Below are 16,706 nucleotides of genomic sequence, written 5' to 3' on the forward strand. Positions count from 1 at the left end.
AAGCGTCCCGAAGCAGTATTTGCACATAAGCTCACTGCAGGTGATTGACTGCGTTGAAGCTACAAGCTTCAAACCCATTTAACCAAACACGACTCAACCAAACATAAAAATGCCAAACCTCATTCTAAGGCCAACAAACTTCGGGGCATAAATGATTTTCATACCTTGCTTGCAATTGGTGTGATTCAACTCTGAACTTGAGGACGCTGAAGACTCTTTATAAAAGAATGCGTGAGTCTGACAGGCCTTTCTCGCACATCCATGTGCTTCAAGGCAGGATGCCTGACAGGACGTCAGGCTAGCTTTCGCGGTACAGGATGTACCATCGGAAGCGTTAGCATTTTCACTCCTTATTAAAAGATGGGCCGAAGCAGGTTTCAAATGAAGTTAAAAGCTGGATCAATTTCCGTTGCGACCTTTTCGCTCTTTGAAAATGTTGCCGGAACGGCAGGGGTGATCCAAGAGGGGATTGCTGTTGATCCCCTCTTGGCCAGTGCAGGGTGGAACCTTGCGATCTTAATTCAAACGAAGTTTGAAAAAGTCTGGTGTGGGTGAAGCGCCACGACGTTGGTGGCCGCAGGCCATGTGTATCAGCCCATGTAGGGTGGAACCTTGCGATCTTAATTCAAACGAAGTTTGAAAAAGTCTGCTGTGAGTTAAGCGCCACGACTTTGGTGGCCGCAGGCCATATGTATCAGCCCATATAGGGTGGAACCTTGCGATATTACTTCAAACGAAGTTTGAAAATACCTTAGTGGCTGTAGGCCATATCTAATAAAAAAGGAGGCTTTCGCCTCCTCTCTTTATCCAACTATCTGACACTACTTACCGTCTTGTGCTCGACGCTTTTTGAAGTCTGAATCTTCGATCCATTTTGGCCAGTCGTTGTTATTGGCGAGCTTTTCAATAATGTCGCTGATCAAGGCTAAGTCTTGCTCTACCCCGCCTAAATCCCAATTAGCATCATAGTCATCTGCACCTTGATGGTATTTATGGGCAATGTAGTCTGGGTCGGTGTCGCCTAGGCTCATGAACATTAAACCTGGGACGCCTTGTTGGGCTAAGGCAAAATGGTCTGAACGGAACATTAAACCATTTTGTGGGCGAGGATCAGCCTTTACAGTGCGGCCTTGTGCTTTGGCGGCATCATCTAAATAGGTTTCAAGTTGTGATACACCTTGGCCGTAACGCAAGATGTAATTAACCCCTTTACCCACGTTCATGCCGTCTATGTTTAAAAACGATACCAGTTGTTTAGTCGGTACAGGAGGATTCGCGGCAAAGTATTGCGCGCCAATAAGGCCAGTTTCTTCTGCGGTAAATGCAGTAAATAAAATAGAGCGTTTAGGTGCTTTGTTTTGCTGTTTAAAATGACGCGCAAGTTGCAATACGCCTGCAACCCCAGAGGCATTGTCGACGGCACCGTTTAAAATTACCGCTTTACCGTCTTGCATGGTTTTACCTAAGTGATCCCAGTGGGCATGCATGACTACCCATTCATCGGCTTGACTGGTGCCTGGTATGAGTCCTGCTACGTTATTGGATGTAGCTAATTCAATAGTATTTTTTACCGCTAAATTGGCTTTGAGTTTAAGTGGTATAGATTTAAAACCCGCTTTTGCTGCACTGAGTTTCACTTTATCAAAGTCTAGGCCTGCTGCTTGAAACACCTTTTGCGCGGTTTGATGTTGCACCCAGCCCATGACACCAATATGTGATTGGTTTTTGTGATCATCAACTAAGGTGTATTTAGTATTGGTGTTGCTGTTTTCTACCACATTCCAGCCGTAGGCTGCAGGTGCAGTTTCATGGACAATAAACACCGCTTTGGCGCCCTGCCTAGCTGCTTCTTCGTACTTGTAGGTCCAACGGCCATAATAGGTCATGGCATTGCCTTTAAAGATAGCGGGATCTTGAGTGGCAAAGCCTGGATCATTAACTAACACAATGACGGTTTTGCCTTTAACATCAATGTTGGCATAGTCATTCCACTGATATTCCGGCGCATTAATACCATAGCCAACAAACACTATATCGCTGTTATCTACACTCACTTGAGGTAGAACTTGCTCAGTACGTGCAGTGAAATCAGTGCCATTATTAAACACTAAATCGCCAATAGTGAGTTGCATGCTTTGATCCGCGGTAATCTTAGCCATCGGCACAGCTTGACGATAACTGTCACCGAAACCTGGAGCGAGTCCCATTGCTTTGTATGCGTTTTCTAAATACTCAACGGTTAGCTTTTCGCCATGAGATAACGGCCCACGGCCCTCAAATTCATCACTGGCTAAGGTTTGGACATCTTGACGATAGGTTTTTTGATCAAATTGAAATGGCGTAGCATTGACACTTGGCAGAAGCAACACACCAAACACAGCTAATAAACGAAAGGTTTTCACGGACAAGGTCCCCTGTTGAGTATTGAGAGCAACCATTGTAACAGCAAGCAGCTAAAGCGAAAGTCGTTAACGCAGCATAATAAATAACGTCAGCTGGGTTCACACAAGACGCTTTGCATACGGCCATCTCTAACTAAATGCATAGCTATCTGACTAAAAATGATCGGCATGCATTTGTAATACAACAACACCTATTGACATAATATGTCGCAGCGTTCTATAGTGAGACATAAAATGTCATTGAGGGTATGTTTGCCATTTTGATGATTTAACGTGTATGAGCTTGTGTTAATAAAACACCCGAGGTGAATAGTGACAATACCGAAATATAAAGGGAAATATATGAAATTTATCATCGTTGGTGTAATCAGTTTTACACTGGGCATAACTGGCGCGGGCATGATTGCACTTAAATTTTTTGCCTATGGAGGTCAAAGCGTTGCCGCTGCAGAAATTCAAATGTCGGCGAGTACCTTACAACTGCTTGAATCAAATCAAACCGATATGGTAGTCAACAAGCTGTGTTCGATACTGCCTATTGCATTAAAAAATAAAGCCGAATTTGACGCCTCATGGTTTGCTATCGAATTTAATTATGGTCATACCCAATCAGACGAAGATATTGAAACAATCGCCAAAAATATGTTGGCAAAGGGCAATATTTGCAACCCGATAACGCATTAACATCAAAGTAAACTAATGCCTTGGTGCCCTGTTTGCGCTAAATAGCGTTTGTCTACCCATAGGCCGATAGCAGCAACTAATACTTCATCATAGAAAACTAACGGAATAAGTTGCCGACGCCAAGGTGGGATATTGCACTCTTGCCATAGTTTTTTTAACTCACGCGGTTTTGGCCGTTGTGAGGTAGCAAATTGTGGTTGGCACTTAATAGAGCCTGCTGCGCCATAGCGAATCGTCACTTTACTGTTAGTTGGCGCTAACGCTAATAGAGGCTTATCAGCAGATATTTGTTGGCTTAAAAGGCATTGATGCTGGCCGATATCTATCTGCAACTCAGTAACATCACCCTTTAATAGACGAATAAAATCAGCGGTTAATGAGAGCGGATCGGGCGTTTTAAGATCACTATTGCTCAGTACATAGGCCACCCCTGCATAGCGTTTTACTTGGTAGCCACCCCATTGGATCGCCATATTAGCATCATCTTTAGCAGCCAGCAGTTGTGACAGTATCTGCTGTAATTGCGCTTGCGAAGGTAAACTAACGCCACAATGGCTTAAATATCCGCGAAATAGTAATGCTTGCCAAGCAGCACTTAATTGACCAAAACCGCTAAGCTTAAATCCGCTTGATTCGATTATTGATGCATTGTCATCACTGGCTAACATTAGCCATTGAGGTAAGCGATGACTGACTTCATAATCAATAACGTCTTGTTGCTGAGCACACAATGCCGCACTTCTGGCGGCTGTTACTGCGATACTTGGCCAGCGTTGTTTTAAGCGGGGAATAATATCTAAACGCAGAAAGTTACGATCATAACTGTCGTCTTGATTACTTTCATCTTCAATATGAGTTAAACGCTGTTGCAGTGCAAATTGCTCTATTTGCTCTCGGCTGACATCTAATAATGGCCTAACCAACCAAGCGTGATGATAAGCTTGTATGGCGCCCATCGCACCAAGCCCTTTAGGGCCTTGGCCACGCTTTAATGCCAGCAATAACGTTTCAAGTTGATCATCCTGGTGATGGGCCGTGAGTAAAATATCACCCGGATTAAGGTAGCGGTCAAACGCTTGATAACGGGCGTCACGCGCTTGTGCCTCAAGGCTTTGCCTTGGACCTTTGTCAACATTAACGCGCTCAATTTGCACGGGTAATTGGTAATAACCCGCGCGCGTTATACAGTGTTGCACCCAAGTGTCGGCATTGGGACTGAGCCCATGATGAACATGGATAAGTAAACACGCAATATGTGGGTATTTTTGGGCGAACGCACTCAAACCATAAGCTAATACTTCAGAATCAACCCCACCACTGTAAGCCAGCACTAACTTAGGTGTGCGCTCATGTTGCAAACTCGTCTGTTGATAAAGTGGCATTACCGCTTGTTCAAGCAAACTAAGCAATTGTTGGCCGCTGAGTTGAGCTAAAGTCGAGTGTTTCACTGTCATGGTATGTACCTAGAAAACAATTTTAACATTGGTTGACCCGAGCATACTTTCGAGTGCTAACATCAACTCATCACTGGGATTAACTCGCCATTCATCACCTAAAGTAATTTTACCGCTAGCATGGTCTTGTGCATAATTAATGGTCACCGGAACCACACCATTTCGCCAAGGGGTTAAGGTTTGTTCAAAGGTTTCCAGCCATGCTTGGGTAACATCGTTGCCATGAACATTTATTGCAACCGCTTTAGCAAAATGACTACGAGCTTCACCAATTTCGATAATATTACGGGCATTCATCCGGTTACCACCAGAGAAATCATCAAAACTGACATCACCTTCGCAAATTAAAATACGATCTTTTTCAAGCATGTGGCCAAACTTTTCAAACGGTTCGGTAAACAGCATGACTTCTAAACGGGCACTTTTGTCATCTAAGGTGACTAGGCCCATTTTAGAGCCACGCTTGGTGATCATTACCCGCGTAGCAACTACTAGACCAGCAACTTTAACGGTTTTACCACGTTCTGTTGGGTGAATATCTTTTAAGCGACCGTTTGTGTATTGCTTCAACTCTTTTAAATACTGGTTAATCGGATGACCCGTTAGATACAACCCTAATGTTTCACGCTCCCCTTCAAGCCAAATTTTGTCTGGCCAAGGGGTACACTGAACAAAGTTTTGCTTACTGTCTTCTGGCTCAGAGTTGAGTAAACCAAACATATCATGCTGACCAATGGCTTCGGCTTTAGCATGTTGCGCGGCAGCACTAATAGCCTCTGGCAAAGTGGCCATCATTGAAGCGCGATGTGGGCCTAAGGTATCTAGTGCACCCGCAAGGATCAGTTTTTCAATCACTCGTTTGTTGAGCTTTTTCAAATCAACACGGGCACAGAAATCAAATAAGTCGATAAATGGGCCGTCTTTTCGGGCCTCTAAAATGGACTCAACCGGACCTTCACCTACGCCTTTAATCGCGCCGATACCATAAACAATATTTAAGTCGTCATCGACGGTAAATTTAAATTGGCCTTTGTTCACATCGGGCGGAATTAACGGTAAGCCCATGCGCTCACATTCATCCACTAAGGTGACAATTTTATCAGTGTTATCCATGTCGGCAGACATTACCGCCGCCATAAACTGCGCAGGAAAATGGGTTTTTAACCACAGGGTTTGGTACGAGACGAGTGCATAAGCGGCTGAGTGAGATTTGTTAAACCCGTAACCGGCAAACTTTTCCACCAAGTCAAAGATCTTCATCGACAAATCGCCATCGATACCGTTGTTAATCGCCCCTTCTTTAAACGTGCCGCGCTGCTTGGCCATTTCTTCGGGTTTTTTCTTACCCATGGCACGACGGAGCATATCCGCACCACCTAGGGTATAACCCGACAATACTTGCGCAATCTGCATCACCTGCTCTTGATACAAGATAATGCCGTAAGTTGGTGACAATAATTCTTTTAACGATTCATGCTGATATTCGGCATCTGGGTATGAGACTTCTTCACGCCCATGCTTACGTTCAATAAAGTTATCCACCATGCCTGATTGCAAAGGACCTGGGCGGAATAACGCTACAAGCGCAATCATGTCTTCAAAACAGTCTGGTTGCAGACGTTTGATCAAATCTTTCATGCCGCGAGATTCGAGCTGGAATACCGCTGTGGTCTCATAACGTTGCAGTAATCTAAAGCAAGCAGGATCGGCAAGTGGAATGGCTTCAATCAGTACCGGCTCTTTACCTTCTTTGGCTAGGCGCGGATTAATCATCTGCAATGCCCAATCAATGATGGTTAAGGTACGTAAACCCAAGAAGTCGAACTTAACTAAACCCGCGGTTTCAACATCGTTTTTATCAAATTGCGTAACCGGGTTTAGACCTTCTGCATCGCAATACAGTGGCGCGAAATCGGTAATCCGAGTGGGCGCAATAACCACACCACCGGCATGTTTACCCGCGTTGCGCGTCACACCTTCTAGGCGCCGACACATGTCGATGAGCTCTTTAACATCTTCGTCGCTGTCATAGGCTTCTGGTAGCGATGGCTCAACTTCAAACGCTTTAGCTAACGTCATCCCAGGCTCTGCGGGGATCATTTTAGTGAGACGTTCAACAAAGCCGTATGGATGACCTAAAACACGGCCAACGTCGCGCACAACCGCTTTAGCCGCCATGGTGCCAAAGGTAATAATTTGCGATACCGCTTCTCGGCCGTACAGCTCTGCTACGTGATCAATGACCTCATCGCGTCGGTCCATGCAAAAGTCGACGTCGAAATCGGGCATGGATACGCGTTCAGGGTTCAAGAAACGTTCGAACAGTAAGTCGTATTCGAGTGGATCTAAGTCGGTAATTTTAAGTGCGTATGCCACTAATGAACCGGCACCTGAACCACGACCTGGGCCAACCGGAATACCGTTATCTTTACCCCATTGGATAAACTCCATTACGATAAGGAAGTAGCCAGGAAACCCCATCTGGTTAATGACTTTCAGCTCAATCGCAAGGCGTTCGTCATACTCGCCACGCTTTTCGATACGAACTTGTGGGTCGGGGAATAAAAACGCCAGACGCTCTTCGAGGCCTTTTTCGGAGGCGGCGACTAAGAAGTCTTCAATCGATAAATCACCGGTGGGGAAATTAGGTAAAAAGTATTCATGCAAGCGGATGGTGACATTACAACGTTTAGCAATTTCAACACTGTTTTGAATCGCCGACGGAATATCACTAAACAGCGCGAGCATTTCGTCTTCGGTGCGCAGATATTGTTGATCGCTGTAGGTTTTAGGGCGACGGGGGTCAACTAAAGTATAACCATCATGGATCGCAACACGGATCTCATGAGCTTCAAAGTCGTCTTGCTTTAAAAACACCACTTGGTTAGTGGCCACAACGGGTAAACCTTTAATTGACGCTAGCTCAACCGCCATGTGTAAATAGCGTTCTTCGTGTGCCCGGCCGGTGCGAATAAGTTCGAGGTAATAGCGATCTTCAAAGTGTTGTTGATAAAAAGCAATCAGTGACTCAACTTGATTTTGGTTGCCTTTTAATAAGGCTTTGCCCACATCACCGTCTTTGGCGCCAGAAAGAATGATCAAGCCGCTGTTATATTTGATCAGCCAGTCTTGATCAATCACTACGCGGTTATCGATATGCCCACGAAGATAAGCTTCGCTGATTAATTGGGTTAGATTTTGATAACCGTCATTGTTCATCGCAATAATGGTTAACGCACAAAACTCTTTTTCAAAACCAGGAGTTTGTACCCAAAAATCGGCACCAATAATAGGTTTAATCCCAACGCCATGACAAGCACCGTAAAACTTGACCAAACCACAAAAGTTGTTTTGATCAGTTAACGCTATGGCTGCCATGCCCTGACTTTCAGCAGCAGCAATAATAGGTTTAACTTTGGCAACGCCATCTGACATTGAATAATCACTGTGGACGCGCAAATGAACAAAACGAGGATCGGACATAGATTATTTTTCTTCGAAAAAGATGAATGAAACAACACGAAAATGCGGAATTTAGACTACCAAACTAAGTGATTTTATCCAATGATAAACTCACTTAGTTTGGTGATTATCACAATGGATCCTGAAGTAAAATACGCTCAGCAACAGGTTTAAAACTTTTACGATGTTCAGGTAACACGCCATATAATGCCAGGGCTTCAAAATGTGCTTTGGTTGGGTAACCTTTGTGTTTAGCAAAGCCATACTGGGGATACTGGCTGTCTAAGGCATCCATCTCGGCATCACGAGTCACTTTAGCAATAATAGATGCAGCGCTGATAGCGGCAACGAGCCCATCACCTTTGATGATAGCATGGCTGGCAATACCAAAATGAGGCACACGATTACCATCAACTAATACTCGCTCAGGTAAAATGGCCAAACCTGCCACAGCGCGTTGCATCGCCAGCATAGTGGCATGCAAAATATTAAGCTCATCGATTTCAAGTGGACTGGCGCGGCCAATACTGACACTTAACGCGTTATCCATAATTTGTTGATATAAAGCGTTACGGCGCTTCTCACTGAGTTTCTTAGAATCATTAAGGCCAACAATTGGTTTACTCGGATCTAAGATCACCGCGGCGGTGACCACATCACCAATCAATGGACCACGGCCGACTTCATCAACACCGGCAACCACACCTTGTGAAATCATGGCGACGTGTTCTGGGGTAATATTTTTAATCACCACAGGAAGAGAATCAAGAGATGTCATCTGTTTTATCCTGTAAACCTAAGACGCATGTAACAATGCCACCACAGCATCTGCAGCTCGTTCGCTGGCGTTACATTTAAGTAAACCATGTAATTGCTCAAAACGGGCATTTAGCGGTGCAAAATCTTGATTGAGCTGGTTAATTACCGCGTCTGCAATTAACTGAGGCTGGCAATTTGCTTGCATGAGTTCAGGCACTATGGTCTCGTTTGCTAACAGATTAGGCAACGAATAGTTCTTGATTTTCATCATCCGAATCGCAATGGCGTAAGTAATAGGGCTAACACGATAAGACACCACCATTGGGCGTTTTACCAACATTGCCTCTAAAGTTGCAGTGCCTGACGCTAACAAAATACAATCAGCAGCAGCCATCACCTCACGAGATTGACCTTCGATAAGAGTGACCTCTAAATCGGGCGCAAACTCCTCCAGCGCAGTAAGAAATTGTTGCCGACGAGCATCATTAACCACAGGCGTGACAAATTTGATGTCCGGATAAGCTTGTTTAACTAACTGGGCTGCTTTGATAAAAGGTTCAGCTAATTGCTTTAACTCACCGCCACGAGACCCTGGTAATACCGCCAAGTATTCAGCATCGGCATCTAATCCTAATAATTGACGCGCTGCCTGCTTGTCGCTGTACATAGGTATATCATCAGCAAGTGTATGACCGACAAAGGTACAGGGTACTTGATACTGGTCGTAAAAGGCTTTCTCAAATGGCAGTAACGACAACACCATATTAGTGGCTTTGGCAATTTTGAAAATACGCTTTGGACGCCAAGCCCAGACCGACGGGCTAACATAATGGACCGTTTTTATTCCTTTAGCTTTTAACTTAAGCTCTAAGCCAATGTTAAAGTCAGGTGCATCAATACCGATAAAGCAATCTGGAGCTAATTCAGTAATCTGTTTCACTAAACTGGAACGAATATGCATAAGCCGCGGTAAACACGAAAGCACCTCAACTAACCCCATCACTGAAAGCTCTTCCATTGAGAATAAACTTTCAAATCCTAGGGCTTGCATGCGCGGGCCACCAATACCGATAAATCGCGCATCAGGGTAGCGTTGTTTGAGTGAATGAACTAAACCGGCACCTAAAATATCGCCGGAGATTTCTCCGGCGACAATGGCAAATACTTTTGAAGAAGAGTTGGTCATCGTTTCCGTCTATCGAATAATGCCACGAGCAGAGTGGTTTACAAAATCTACTAACATTTTTACATTGGCGTCATTTTTAGCAGACTCAGCCAGTTCAGCATTGGCTTCTTCAATGGTTAAGCTTTTACGAAATATCGCTTTATACGCATTCAAGATTGCACGCTGGCTTTCTTTAGTAAAACCACGGCGTTTTAAACCTTCTAAATTTAATCCACGTGGTGCAGCAGGAGATCCCGAAGCCATCACAAATGGAGGTACATCTTTTAAAATCAGCGAAGCACCAGCAGTGAATGCATGGTCACCAATATGAACAAACTGATGTACACCTGTCATGCCACCTAAAATAACCCAATCACCAACATGCACATGGCCAGCGATAGATGCATTGTTAGCCATAATGACGTTATTACCTACAACACAGTCATGGGCGATGTGAACATAAGCCATAAATAGATTATTTGAACCTATGCGTGTTTCACCATGATCTTGGGTAGTGCCTCGGTGAATAGTGACTGACTCACGGATAATATTATTGTCACCAATAATTAACCGAGTTTGCTCACCGGCATACTTTTTATCTTGGCACTCTTCACCGACTGAAGAGAATTGAAAAATACGGTTACCTTTACCAATAACCGTTGGACCTTTAACCACAACATGCGAGCTTATCCATGTGTCGTCGCCAATTTCAACATTTTCACCGATATAAGTCCAAGGACCAATAGTGACATTATGGCCAATTTTGGCTGTTGGGTGAACAAATGCTAATTTATCTATCACTTTTCAATCTCTCTACGTGCACACATGATTTCAGCGGAACAAACCAGTTCGCCATCAACCAGGGCTTCACCAATAAACACACCAATGCCACGACGCTCTTTAATCATTTTAACGTGAAAATGTATTTGATCGCCTGGTACAACTACACGTCTAAAACGCGCTTTATCAATACCGGCGAAATAATACAATACGTCAGGAGACGGCTCTGTACTCATGGTTTTAAATGCAAGCAAGCCTGTGGCTTGTGCCATAGCTTCTAAAATTAGTACACCTGGCATCACAGGTTGTATTGGAAAATGTCCCTGAAAAAATGGTTCATTAATAGTGACATTTTTAATCGCATGTAATTGCTCACCTACAGTAAAGTCTAATACACGATCGATTAACAAAAATGGATATCTATGGGGTAGATATTTAAGTATCTCTTGAATATCCATGGTGTTTAATTGGTTTGACACACTACATTCCTTTAATAAGGCAGAATTACAATTATTCTGTGCCCTTAGCACTTTTCTCGAGATTTTTCACTCGACTAAATAAATCATCTAGTTGGCGGAAACGCACAGTATTTCGACGCCAAAGTTTGTTTTCCATGGCAACTGTAGCAGATGAATACACGCCTTTCTCGCGAATAATACTCGTTATATTGGTACCGCCAGAGACATGGACACCATCCACAATACTAAGGTGTCCTGCAACAGCACTACCACCACCAATAATGCAGTATTTACCGATAGTAGAACTACCTGCAATGATGGAACCACCCGCCATCGCGGTATTTTGTCCAATAACAACATTATGGGCAATTTGAACTTGATTGTCGATAATCACACCATCATGAATCTCGGTATGCGACAGCGCGCCACGGTCAATACTGGTACATGCGCCAATTTCCACATGATTGCCAATACGTACACCACCTGTTTGAGGGATTTTAATCCAATTACCACGTTCATTGGCATAACCAAAACCATCAGAACCAATAACAGAGCCTGAATGAACGATACAGTGGTGACCAATATGCACATCATGATAAATCGTTACATTCGCCCAAAGACGTGTATCTGAACCAATAATACTGGTTTCACCGATCACACAACCTGGACCAATCTGAACATTTTCACCTAAAATAACATTGGCACCAATCACCGCATTTGCGCCAATAGCAACACCGTCACCAATAATGGCTGAGGCTTCTATTTGGGCTGAAGGATGGATACCAAGGCTCTCTTTTGGTGTGGTATCAAGTAATTGCGCCACGCGAGCGAACCCAACATAAGGGTCACTGACAATTAGGGCATTACCTTGATAATTGCTTGCTTCTTTTTCGCTAAGTAAAACCGCGCTAGCTTGAGTTGCCTCAAGCATTGCACGGTATTTACTATTGGCTAAAAAAGAGAGTTGGCCTTGGACTGCATGTTCAAGAGTAGCCACACTGGTAATTTCCAGCGTATCGTCACCTTTGACTGTTGCACCCAATAATTGGCTAAGCTCTTTTAAAGTCACTTTTTGCATACTTATTATTTGCCTTTGCTTAAGGCTTCTACCACTTTGCTGCTGATATCAGCTTCTGGCTTAACAAAAATTACCGCGCCACGTTGAAGAACCATGTCGTAGTTTTCTTTACCAGCAATGGTATTAATTGCTTTTTGAACTTGAACTAATAGCTTGTTCTGCTCTTCACCTTGACGGCGACGCATGTCTTCGTCTAAAGCTTTGCCTTTCAGTTGGAATTCAGATTTCAATGATTCCATTTTACGGACTAATTCAGTTTTTTGTGTGTCGCTCATTAACGCGCCATCACGTTGTTGCTTTTCAACCATAGAACGCATGTCTTCTTGCATTTTTTGGACTTCAGCAACACGATCACCAAACTCAGCTTTTAACGATTTAGAAATTTGTTCGCGCTGTGGCAACTGCTCGAACACTTGACCCATATCCACTACAGCAAGCTTTTCTGCTTGAACTAGCATAGGGGTAGCAAACAATGCCAATGTAATTAATGCGCGATTTACCATCTTTTTCAAAGTAGACTCCTTGTTGAACTTGTTGTTGTCAGCAAAACTTGCCGAGTGTATTTGTTTTAGAACGTTTTGCCAATATTGAACGAGAAAATCTCTGTCTCATCATCTGCGTATTCTTTCAGCGGCCAAGCTAAACTGAATACCATAGGACCCATTGGCGATAGCCACTGAACGCTCATACCCCATGAGGCACGTAAACGAGCTGGATCACTGTAATCTTCTAACTTAGAGAACTGATCCGCAGGCAGATTTCGATAAGATTCATAATCAAACTCTGTATCCCATACGTTACCGGCATCCACGAAGAAACTGGTCCGCACTGAGTTGGTGTAAGCTTCATCAAGGAATGGCGTTGGAACGATCATTTCAAAGCTTGCGGTTGCAATAGCATTACCACCAATTGAGCGACCTGAACTGACCTGAATCGTATTTGGGTCACCAGGTAAGCTACAACCATCACCAGAAACATCAGGCGCACATTGCTCACTACCACGGTATAAATAGAACGAGCGTGGACCGACTGAATTTGACTTGAAGCCACGTAACGAACTGCTACCACCTGAATAGTAGTTTTCCCAGAACGGTAAGATTTGGTCATTGTCGTTATATTGACCATAACCGTTTGAGTAACCTAAACGGGCGCGAGCCAATAATACAAACCCATGCTGAGGTGTCAGCGGGAAGTAGAAATTGGTATCAAAATCCGTTTTAAAGTACTGCAAGTCAGAACCCGGAACCGTCATTTTACCGCTTAAACGTTGCGATGAACCATCTGTAGGGAACGTACCACGGTTAAGTGTGCTGCGGTACCAACCAGCATTCAATTCAAAGTTATCAAAACTTAAGTCTGAATTTGGATCGTCCGTTTCACGATACACATTGTAGAAACGCAATGCTTGTTCATAAGCAGAGATTTCTGAAATGGTATTATGACGATAACCAATACCACCGTTCAAACGGTTATATTCGTTGATCGGGAAGCCTGAGTTTAACGCCACACCATAAGATTTATTCTTATAGCGTTCAAGGTTAGCCTGGTTAGCATCAAACTCGTTCCAGTAAACGCTACCACCTAAACTAACACCATCTTTGGTGAAATAAGGGTCAGTGAAAGACAAGTTAGCGCTACGGGAATATTTATTAGTGTTAATACTAATACCCGCTTGGTTACCGGTGCCAAGGAAGTTGTTTTGCTCAACGCCAAACTGCAAACTCACGCCAGATTCAGTACCATAACCGACACCTGCGTTAAACGAACCCGACGGCTGTTCTTTCACAGTTACTGCAACATCAACTAAATCGTCACTGCCCGGCACTTGAATCGTTTCTGCGTCAACCGTTTCAAAATAACCTAAACGGTTAAGGCGAAGTTTAGACTGCTCAATTTGGGCTGAGTTTAACCATGCCCCTTCCATTTGACGAAGTTCACGACGCATAACTTCATCTTTGGTAACCGTGTTACCGGTGAAGTTAATTGAGCGAACATAGACGCGTTTACCCGGTTTAACATTAATGTTTAGCACCACTTCTTTGGTGTCATCATTAATTTCAGGGTAAGTTTTTACTTCCGGATAAGCATAACCGAAACGGCCTAGGTATTTACTGTACATTTCTTCGGTGAATGTGACATCGGCACCGTTGTACATATTACCCGCTTTGATAGGTAAAATAGATTTCATTAACTCTTCGCGGCCCATAAGGTCACCAATTAAGTTAACTTCTTTTACTTTATACTTTTCACCTTCATTAACATTGATAGTGATGTACAAACCTTTACGGTCCGGTGTCATCGCCACTTGTGTTGAGGTGACTTCAAAACGAATATAACCTTGGTTATGGTAATAGGTTTTGATGGTTTCTAAGTCGGCTTGCAGCTTTTGCTTTTGGTAGCGACGCTCACCAAACAAATCCCACCAAGCCACATAATCTTTGAGTTCCAGCATACTGATGATCTCAGAATCTGAGAACACAGTATTACCTACCACGTTGATTTGACGGATTTCAGCCGCTAACCCTTCGGTAAATTTAAACTTAAGCTCAACACGGTTACGAGGTAAGTTGATGATTTGCGCTTCAACTTTAGCCCCATACTTACCCACACCGTAATAGAAATCTTGCAGGCCTTTTTCAATGCCTGTCAACATGGTTCTATCAAGTGACTCGCCCGCTTTAACACCAGAACCGTCAAGACTTTCTTGTAACTGTTCGTCTTTAATATCTTTATTACCTTCAAACGAGATAATACTGATAGTTGGACGCTCTTTAACCGTTACAAAAAGTATACCGTCTTCGTGACTGACACTGATGTTTTCAAAATTGGTTGAACCGTATAGGCTCTTAATCGCTTGCTGTAATTTAACTTCATCTACCGTGTCACCTACTTTCACAGGTAAACTCAATAGTGCTGCACCGAGAGCAACTCGTTGCAAACCTTCTACTTGGATGTCGGTCACTTCAAAAGGTTGGAAAGACTCTGCCCAACCATTCCCTGAAAAAGACGCGCCGACGAATAACATCGAGGCAAAAATTTTATTAAATCTCATAGAGCACTTCTAATTATTAGTCTGTCCTTGCTCAGAGTCGGGCAAAATCATTGAATAAGGCTACGCCCATCAACATTAGCAGCAAAGCTGCGCCAAACCTGAAACCTATTTCCTGAACCTTTTCGGGTACAGGCTTACCAGTAATCACTTCAATAAAGTAATACAGCAAGTGTCCACCATCGAGCACTGGCAAAGGCATTAAGTTGATAATGCCTAAGTTAACGCTGATGAGCGCGATAAATCCTAGAAAGTACACTAAACCGTAACTCGCACTGGCGCCTGCGCCCTGTGCAATAGAAATAGGACCACTAAGATTTTTCACCGACACATCGCCGGTAAATAATTTTCCAATCATCTTGAAGCTGACCACAACAAGTTGCGATGTTTTATCAGCTGCAGCGACAACAGAATCTACTATGCCATACTCAAGTTCAAAGCGCATATTATCAGGCCATGGAGCTTGAGTTGGGCTAATTCCGACAATCCCGATAGTCTTACCTTCAGGATCTTGTTGTGCTTTTGGCACAACATCAACATTGATAAGTTTGCCTTGGCGCAGCAATGTCATATTAATATTTTTGTTAGCAGAGCTTTGTATCACATCAACAAACGCATTCCAATCGCTGTATTGTGTACCGTTAATGTTGACCAGTTTATCGCCAGCAATAATGCCTGCTTGCTCAGCTGCGCTGTCTTTGCTCACTGCAGCTATAGTTGGATCAATACCTGGGCGAAAAATGCCTAATCCAAGAGCTGTAATCGGTGATTCTTTTTCAGGATCAAATACCCAGTTACGCGTATCGAGCTTGAACGTGCGAACTGGCATGTCCATCCCAGATAACTCAGGTAGTGACGCCAAGGTTAATTCAATACTGTCATCACCAATATGCCCCACTAGGGCCAAGTTAACCTCTTCCCAAGTGCGCACTTTTTGTCCTGACACCGCGATAATCTGTTGTGGCTCAACCAATTGAATAACACTGGCAGGACTGTCTAATTTAGTAGTATCAATCACAGGCTTAATCGACGGAGTGCCAATAAGGTACATGAGATACAAGGCTGCAAAAGCAAAAATAAAGTTAGCGATAGGGCCGGCTGACACAATCGCAATCCGTTGCCATACAGTTTTACGGTTAAACGCTTGATCAACTAACTCGGCGGGGACCTCTTCAACACGCTCATCGAGCATTTTGACATAGCCACCCAGTGGTATCATCGCAACCACATATTCAGTTCCGTCTTTACCGACTTTTCGCCAAATTGCTTTACCAAAGCCAATAGAGAAGCGCTCTACTTTGACACCACAGCGACGGGCAACCCAAAAGTGTCCGTACTCATGTGCGGTAATCAAAATACCTAATGCAACAATAAAAGAGCCTAGGCTCCACAAAAAATCTATCATTATTTCCCTG

The 16,706-nt window shown here is 43.7% G+C and carries 13 protein-coding genes; 2 read left to right on the plus strand and 11 right to left on the minus strand.

Features of this window, described 5'->3' with window-relative positions; genetic code table 11:
- Positions 1–381: 381 nt before the first annotated feature.
- Positions 382–555 carry a hypothetical protein gene (locus H5185_RS07550; protein WP_182741740.1) on the plus strand — a complete coding sequence of 58 codons (174 nt, stop codon included), beginning with the start codon at positions 382–384 and terminating at the stop codon, positions 553–555.
- A 266-nt stretch (positions 556–821) separates the two neighbouring features.
- Here H5185_RS07550 and H5185_RS07555 read toward each other — a convergent pair whose 3' ends face one another.
- Entirely contained in the window at positions 822–2,402 is a 1,581-nt protein-coding gene (locus tag H5185_RS07555; protein WP_182741741.1) for a M28 family metallopeptidase, read from the minus strand.
- A 342-nt stretch (positions 2,403–2,744) separates the two neighbouring features.
- On the opposite strand from H5185_RS07555, the gene H5185_RS07560 reads away from it, so the two are divergent.
- The gene (locus tag H5185_RS07560; protein ID WP_124017000.1) at positions 2,745–3,086 is read left to right on the plus strand and encodes a hypothetical protein; all 342 of its coding nucleotides are present in this window, start codon (positions 2,745–2,747) and stop codon (positions 3,084–3,086) included.
- A 2-nt stretch (positions 3,087–3,088) separates the two neighbouring features.
- Here H5185_RS07560 and tilS read toward each other — a convergent pair whose 3' ends face one another.
- The 10 genes from tilS to rseP form a co-directional block, all read right to left on the minus strand.
- A complete protein-coding gene (tilS, locus tag H5185_RS07565) occupies positions 3,089–4,540 on the minus strand; it encodes a tRNA lysidine(34) synthetase TilS (protein ID WP_182741742.1) in 1,452 nt (483 codons plus the stop codon).
- 9 nt (positions 4,541–4,549) lie between these two features.
- Positions 4,550–8,023 (minus strand): DNA polymerase III subunit alpha, encoded by a 3,474-nt coding sequence (gene dnaE / locus H5185_RS07570; RefSeq protein WP_124016998.1) that lies wholly within the window; start codon positions 8,021–8,023, stop codon positions 4,550–4,552.
- A gap of 109 nt (positions 8,024–8,132) precedes the next feature.
- Complete coding sequence (rnhB, locus tag H5185_RS07575; protein WP_404716157.1) at positions 8,133–8,780, minus strand: ribonuclease HII; 648 nt, start codon at positions 8,778–8,780, stop codon at positions 8,133–8,135.
- An 18-nt stretch (positions 8,781–8,798) separates the two neighbouring features.
- Complete coding sequence (gene lpxB / locus H5185_RS07580) at positions 8,799–9,947, minus strand: lipid-A-disaccharide synthase (RefSeq protein WP_124016997.1); 1,149 nt, start codon at positions 9,945–9,947, stop codon at positions 8,799–8,801.
- A 9-nt stretch (positions 9,948–9,956) separates the two neighbouring features.
- The gene (gene lpxA, locus H5185_RS07585) at positions 9,957–10,727 is read right to left on the minus strand and encodes an acyl-ACP--UDP-N-acetylglucosamine O-acyltransferase (protein ID WP_124016996.1); all 771 of its coding nucleotides are present in this window, start codon (positions 10,725–10,727) and stop codon (positions 9,957–9,959) included.
- Positions 10,724–11,185, minus strand: a complete 462-nt coding sequence (gene fabZ / locus H5185_RS07590; protein WP_124016995.1) for a 3-hydroxyacyl-ACP dehydratase FabZ — start codon at positions 11,183–11,185, stop codon at positions 10,724–10,726. The genes lpxA and fabZ overlap by 4 nt, the downstream gene beginning before the upstream one ends.
- Before the next feature lie 31 nt (positions 11,186–11,216).
- On the minus strand, positions 11,217–12,242 hold the full coding sequence (gene lpxD, locus H5185_RS07595) for a UDP-3-O-(3-hydroxymyristoyl)glucosamine N-acyltransferase (RefSeq protein ID WP_124016994.1): 1,026 nt from the start codon (positions 12,240–12,242) through the stop codon (positions 11,217–11,219).
- Positions 12,243–12,247: 5 nt separating this feature from the next.
- A complete protein-coding gene (locus H5185_RS07600; RefSeq protein WP_124017027.1) occupies positions 12,248–12,745 on the minus strand; it encodes an OmpH family outer membrane protein in 498 nt (165 codons plus the stop codon).
- Positions 12,746–12,810: 65 nt separating this feature from the next.
- A complete protein-coding gene (gene bamA, locus H5185_RS07605; protein ID WP_124016993.1) occupies positions 12,811–15,294 on the minus strand; it encodes an outer membrane protein assembly factor BamA in 2,484 nt (827 codons plus the stop codon).
- 31 nt (positions 15,295–15,325) lie between these two features.
- The gene (rseP, locus tag H5185_RS07610) at positions 15,326–16,696 is read right to left on the minus strand and encodes a sigma E protease regulator RseP (protein ID WP_182741743.1); all 1,371 of its coding nucleotides are present in this window, start codon (positions 16,694–16,696) and stop codon (positions 15,326–15,328) included.
- Positions 16,697–16,706 lie beyond the last annotated feature (10 nt).

It is taken from the genome of Shewanella sp. SG44-6 (assembly GCF_014164185.1).
Classification (GTDB): Bacteria; Pseudomonadota; Gammaproteobacteria; order Enterobacterales; family Shewanellaceae; genus Shewanella; species Shewanella vesiculosa.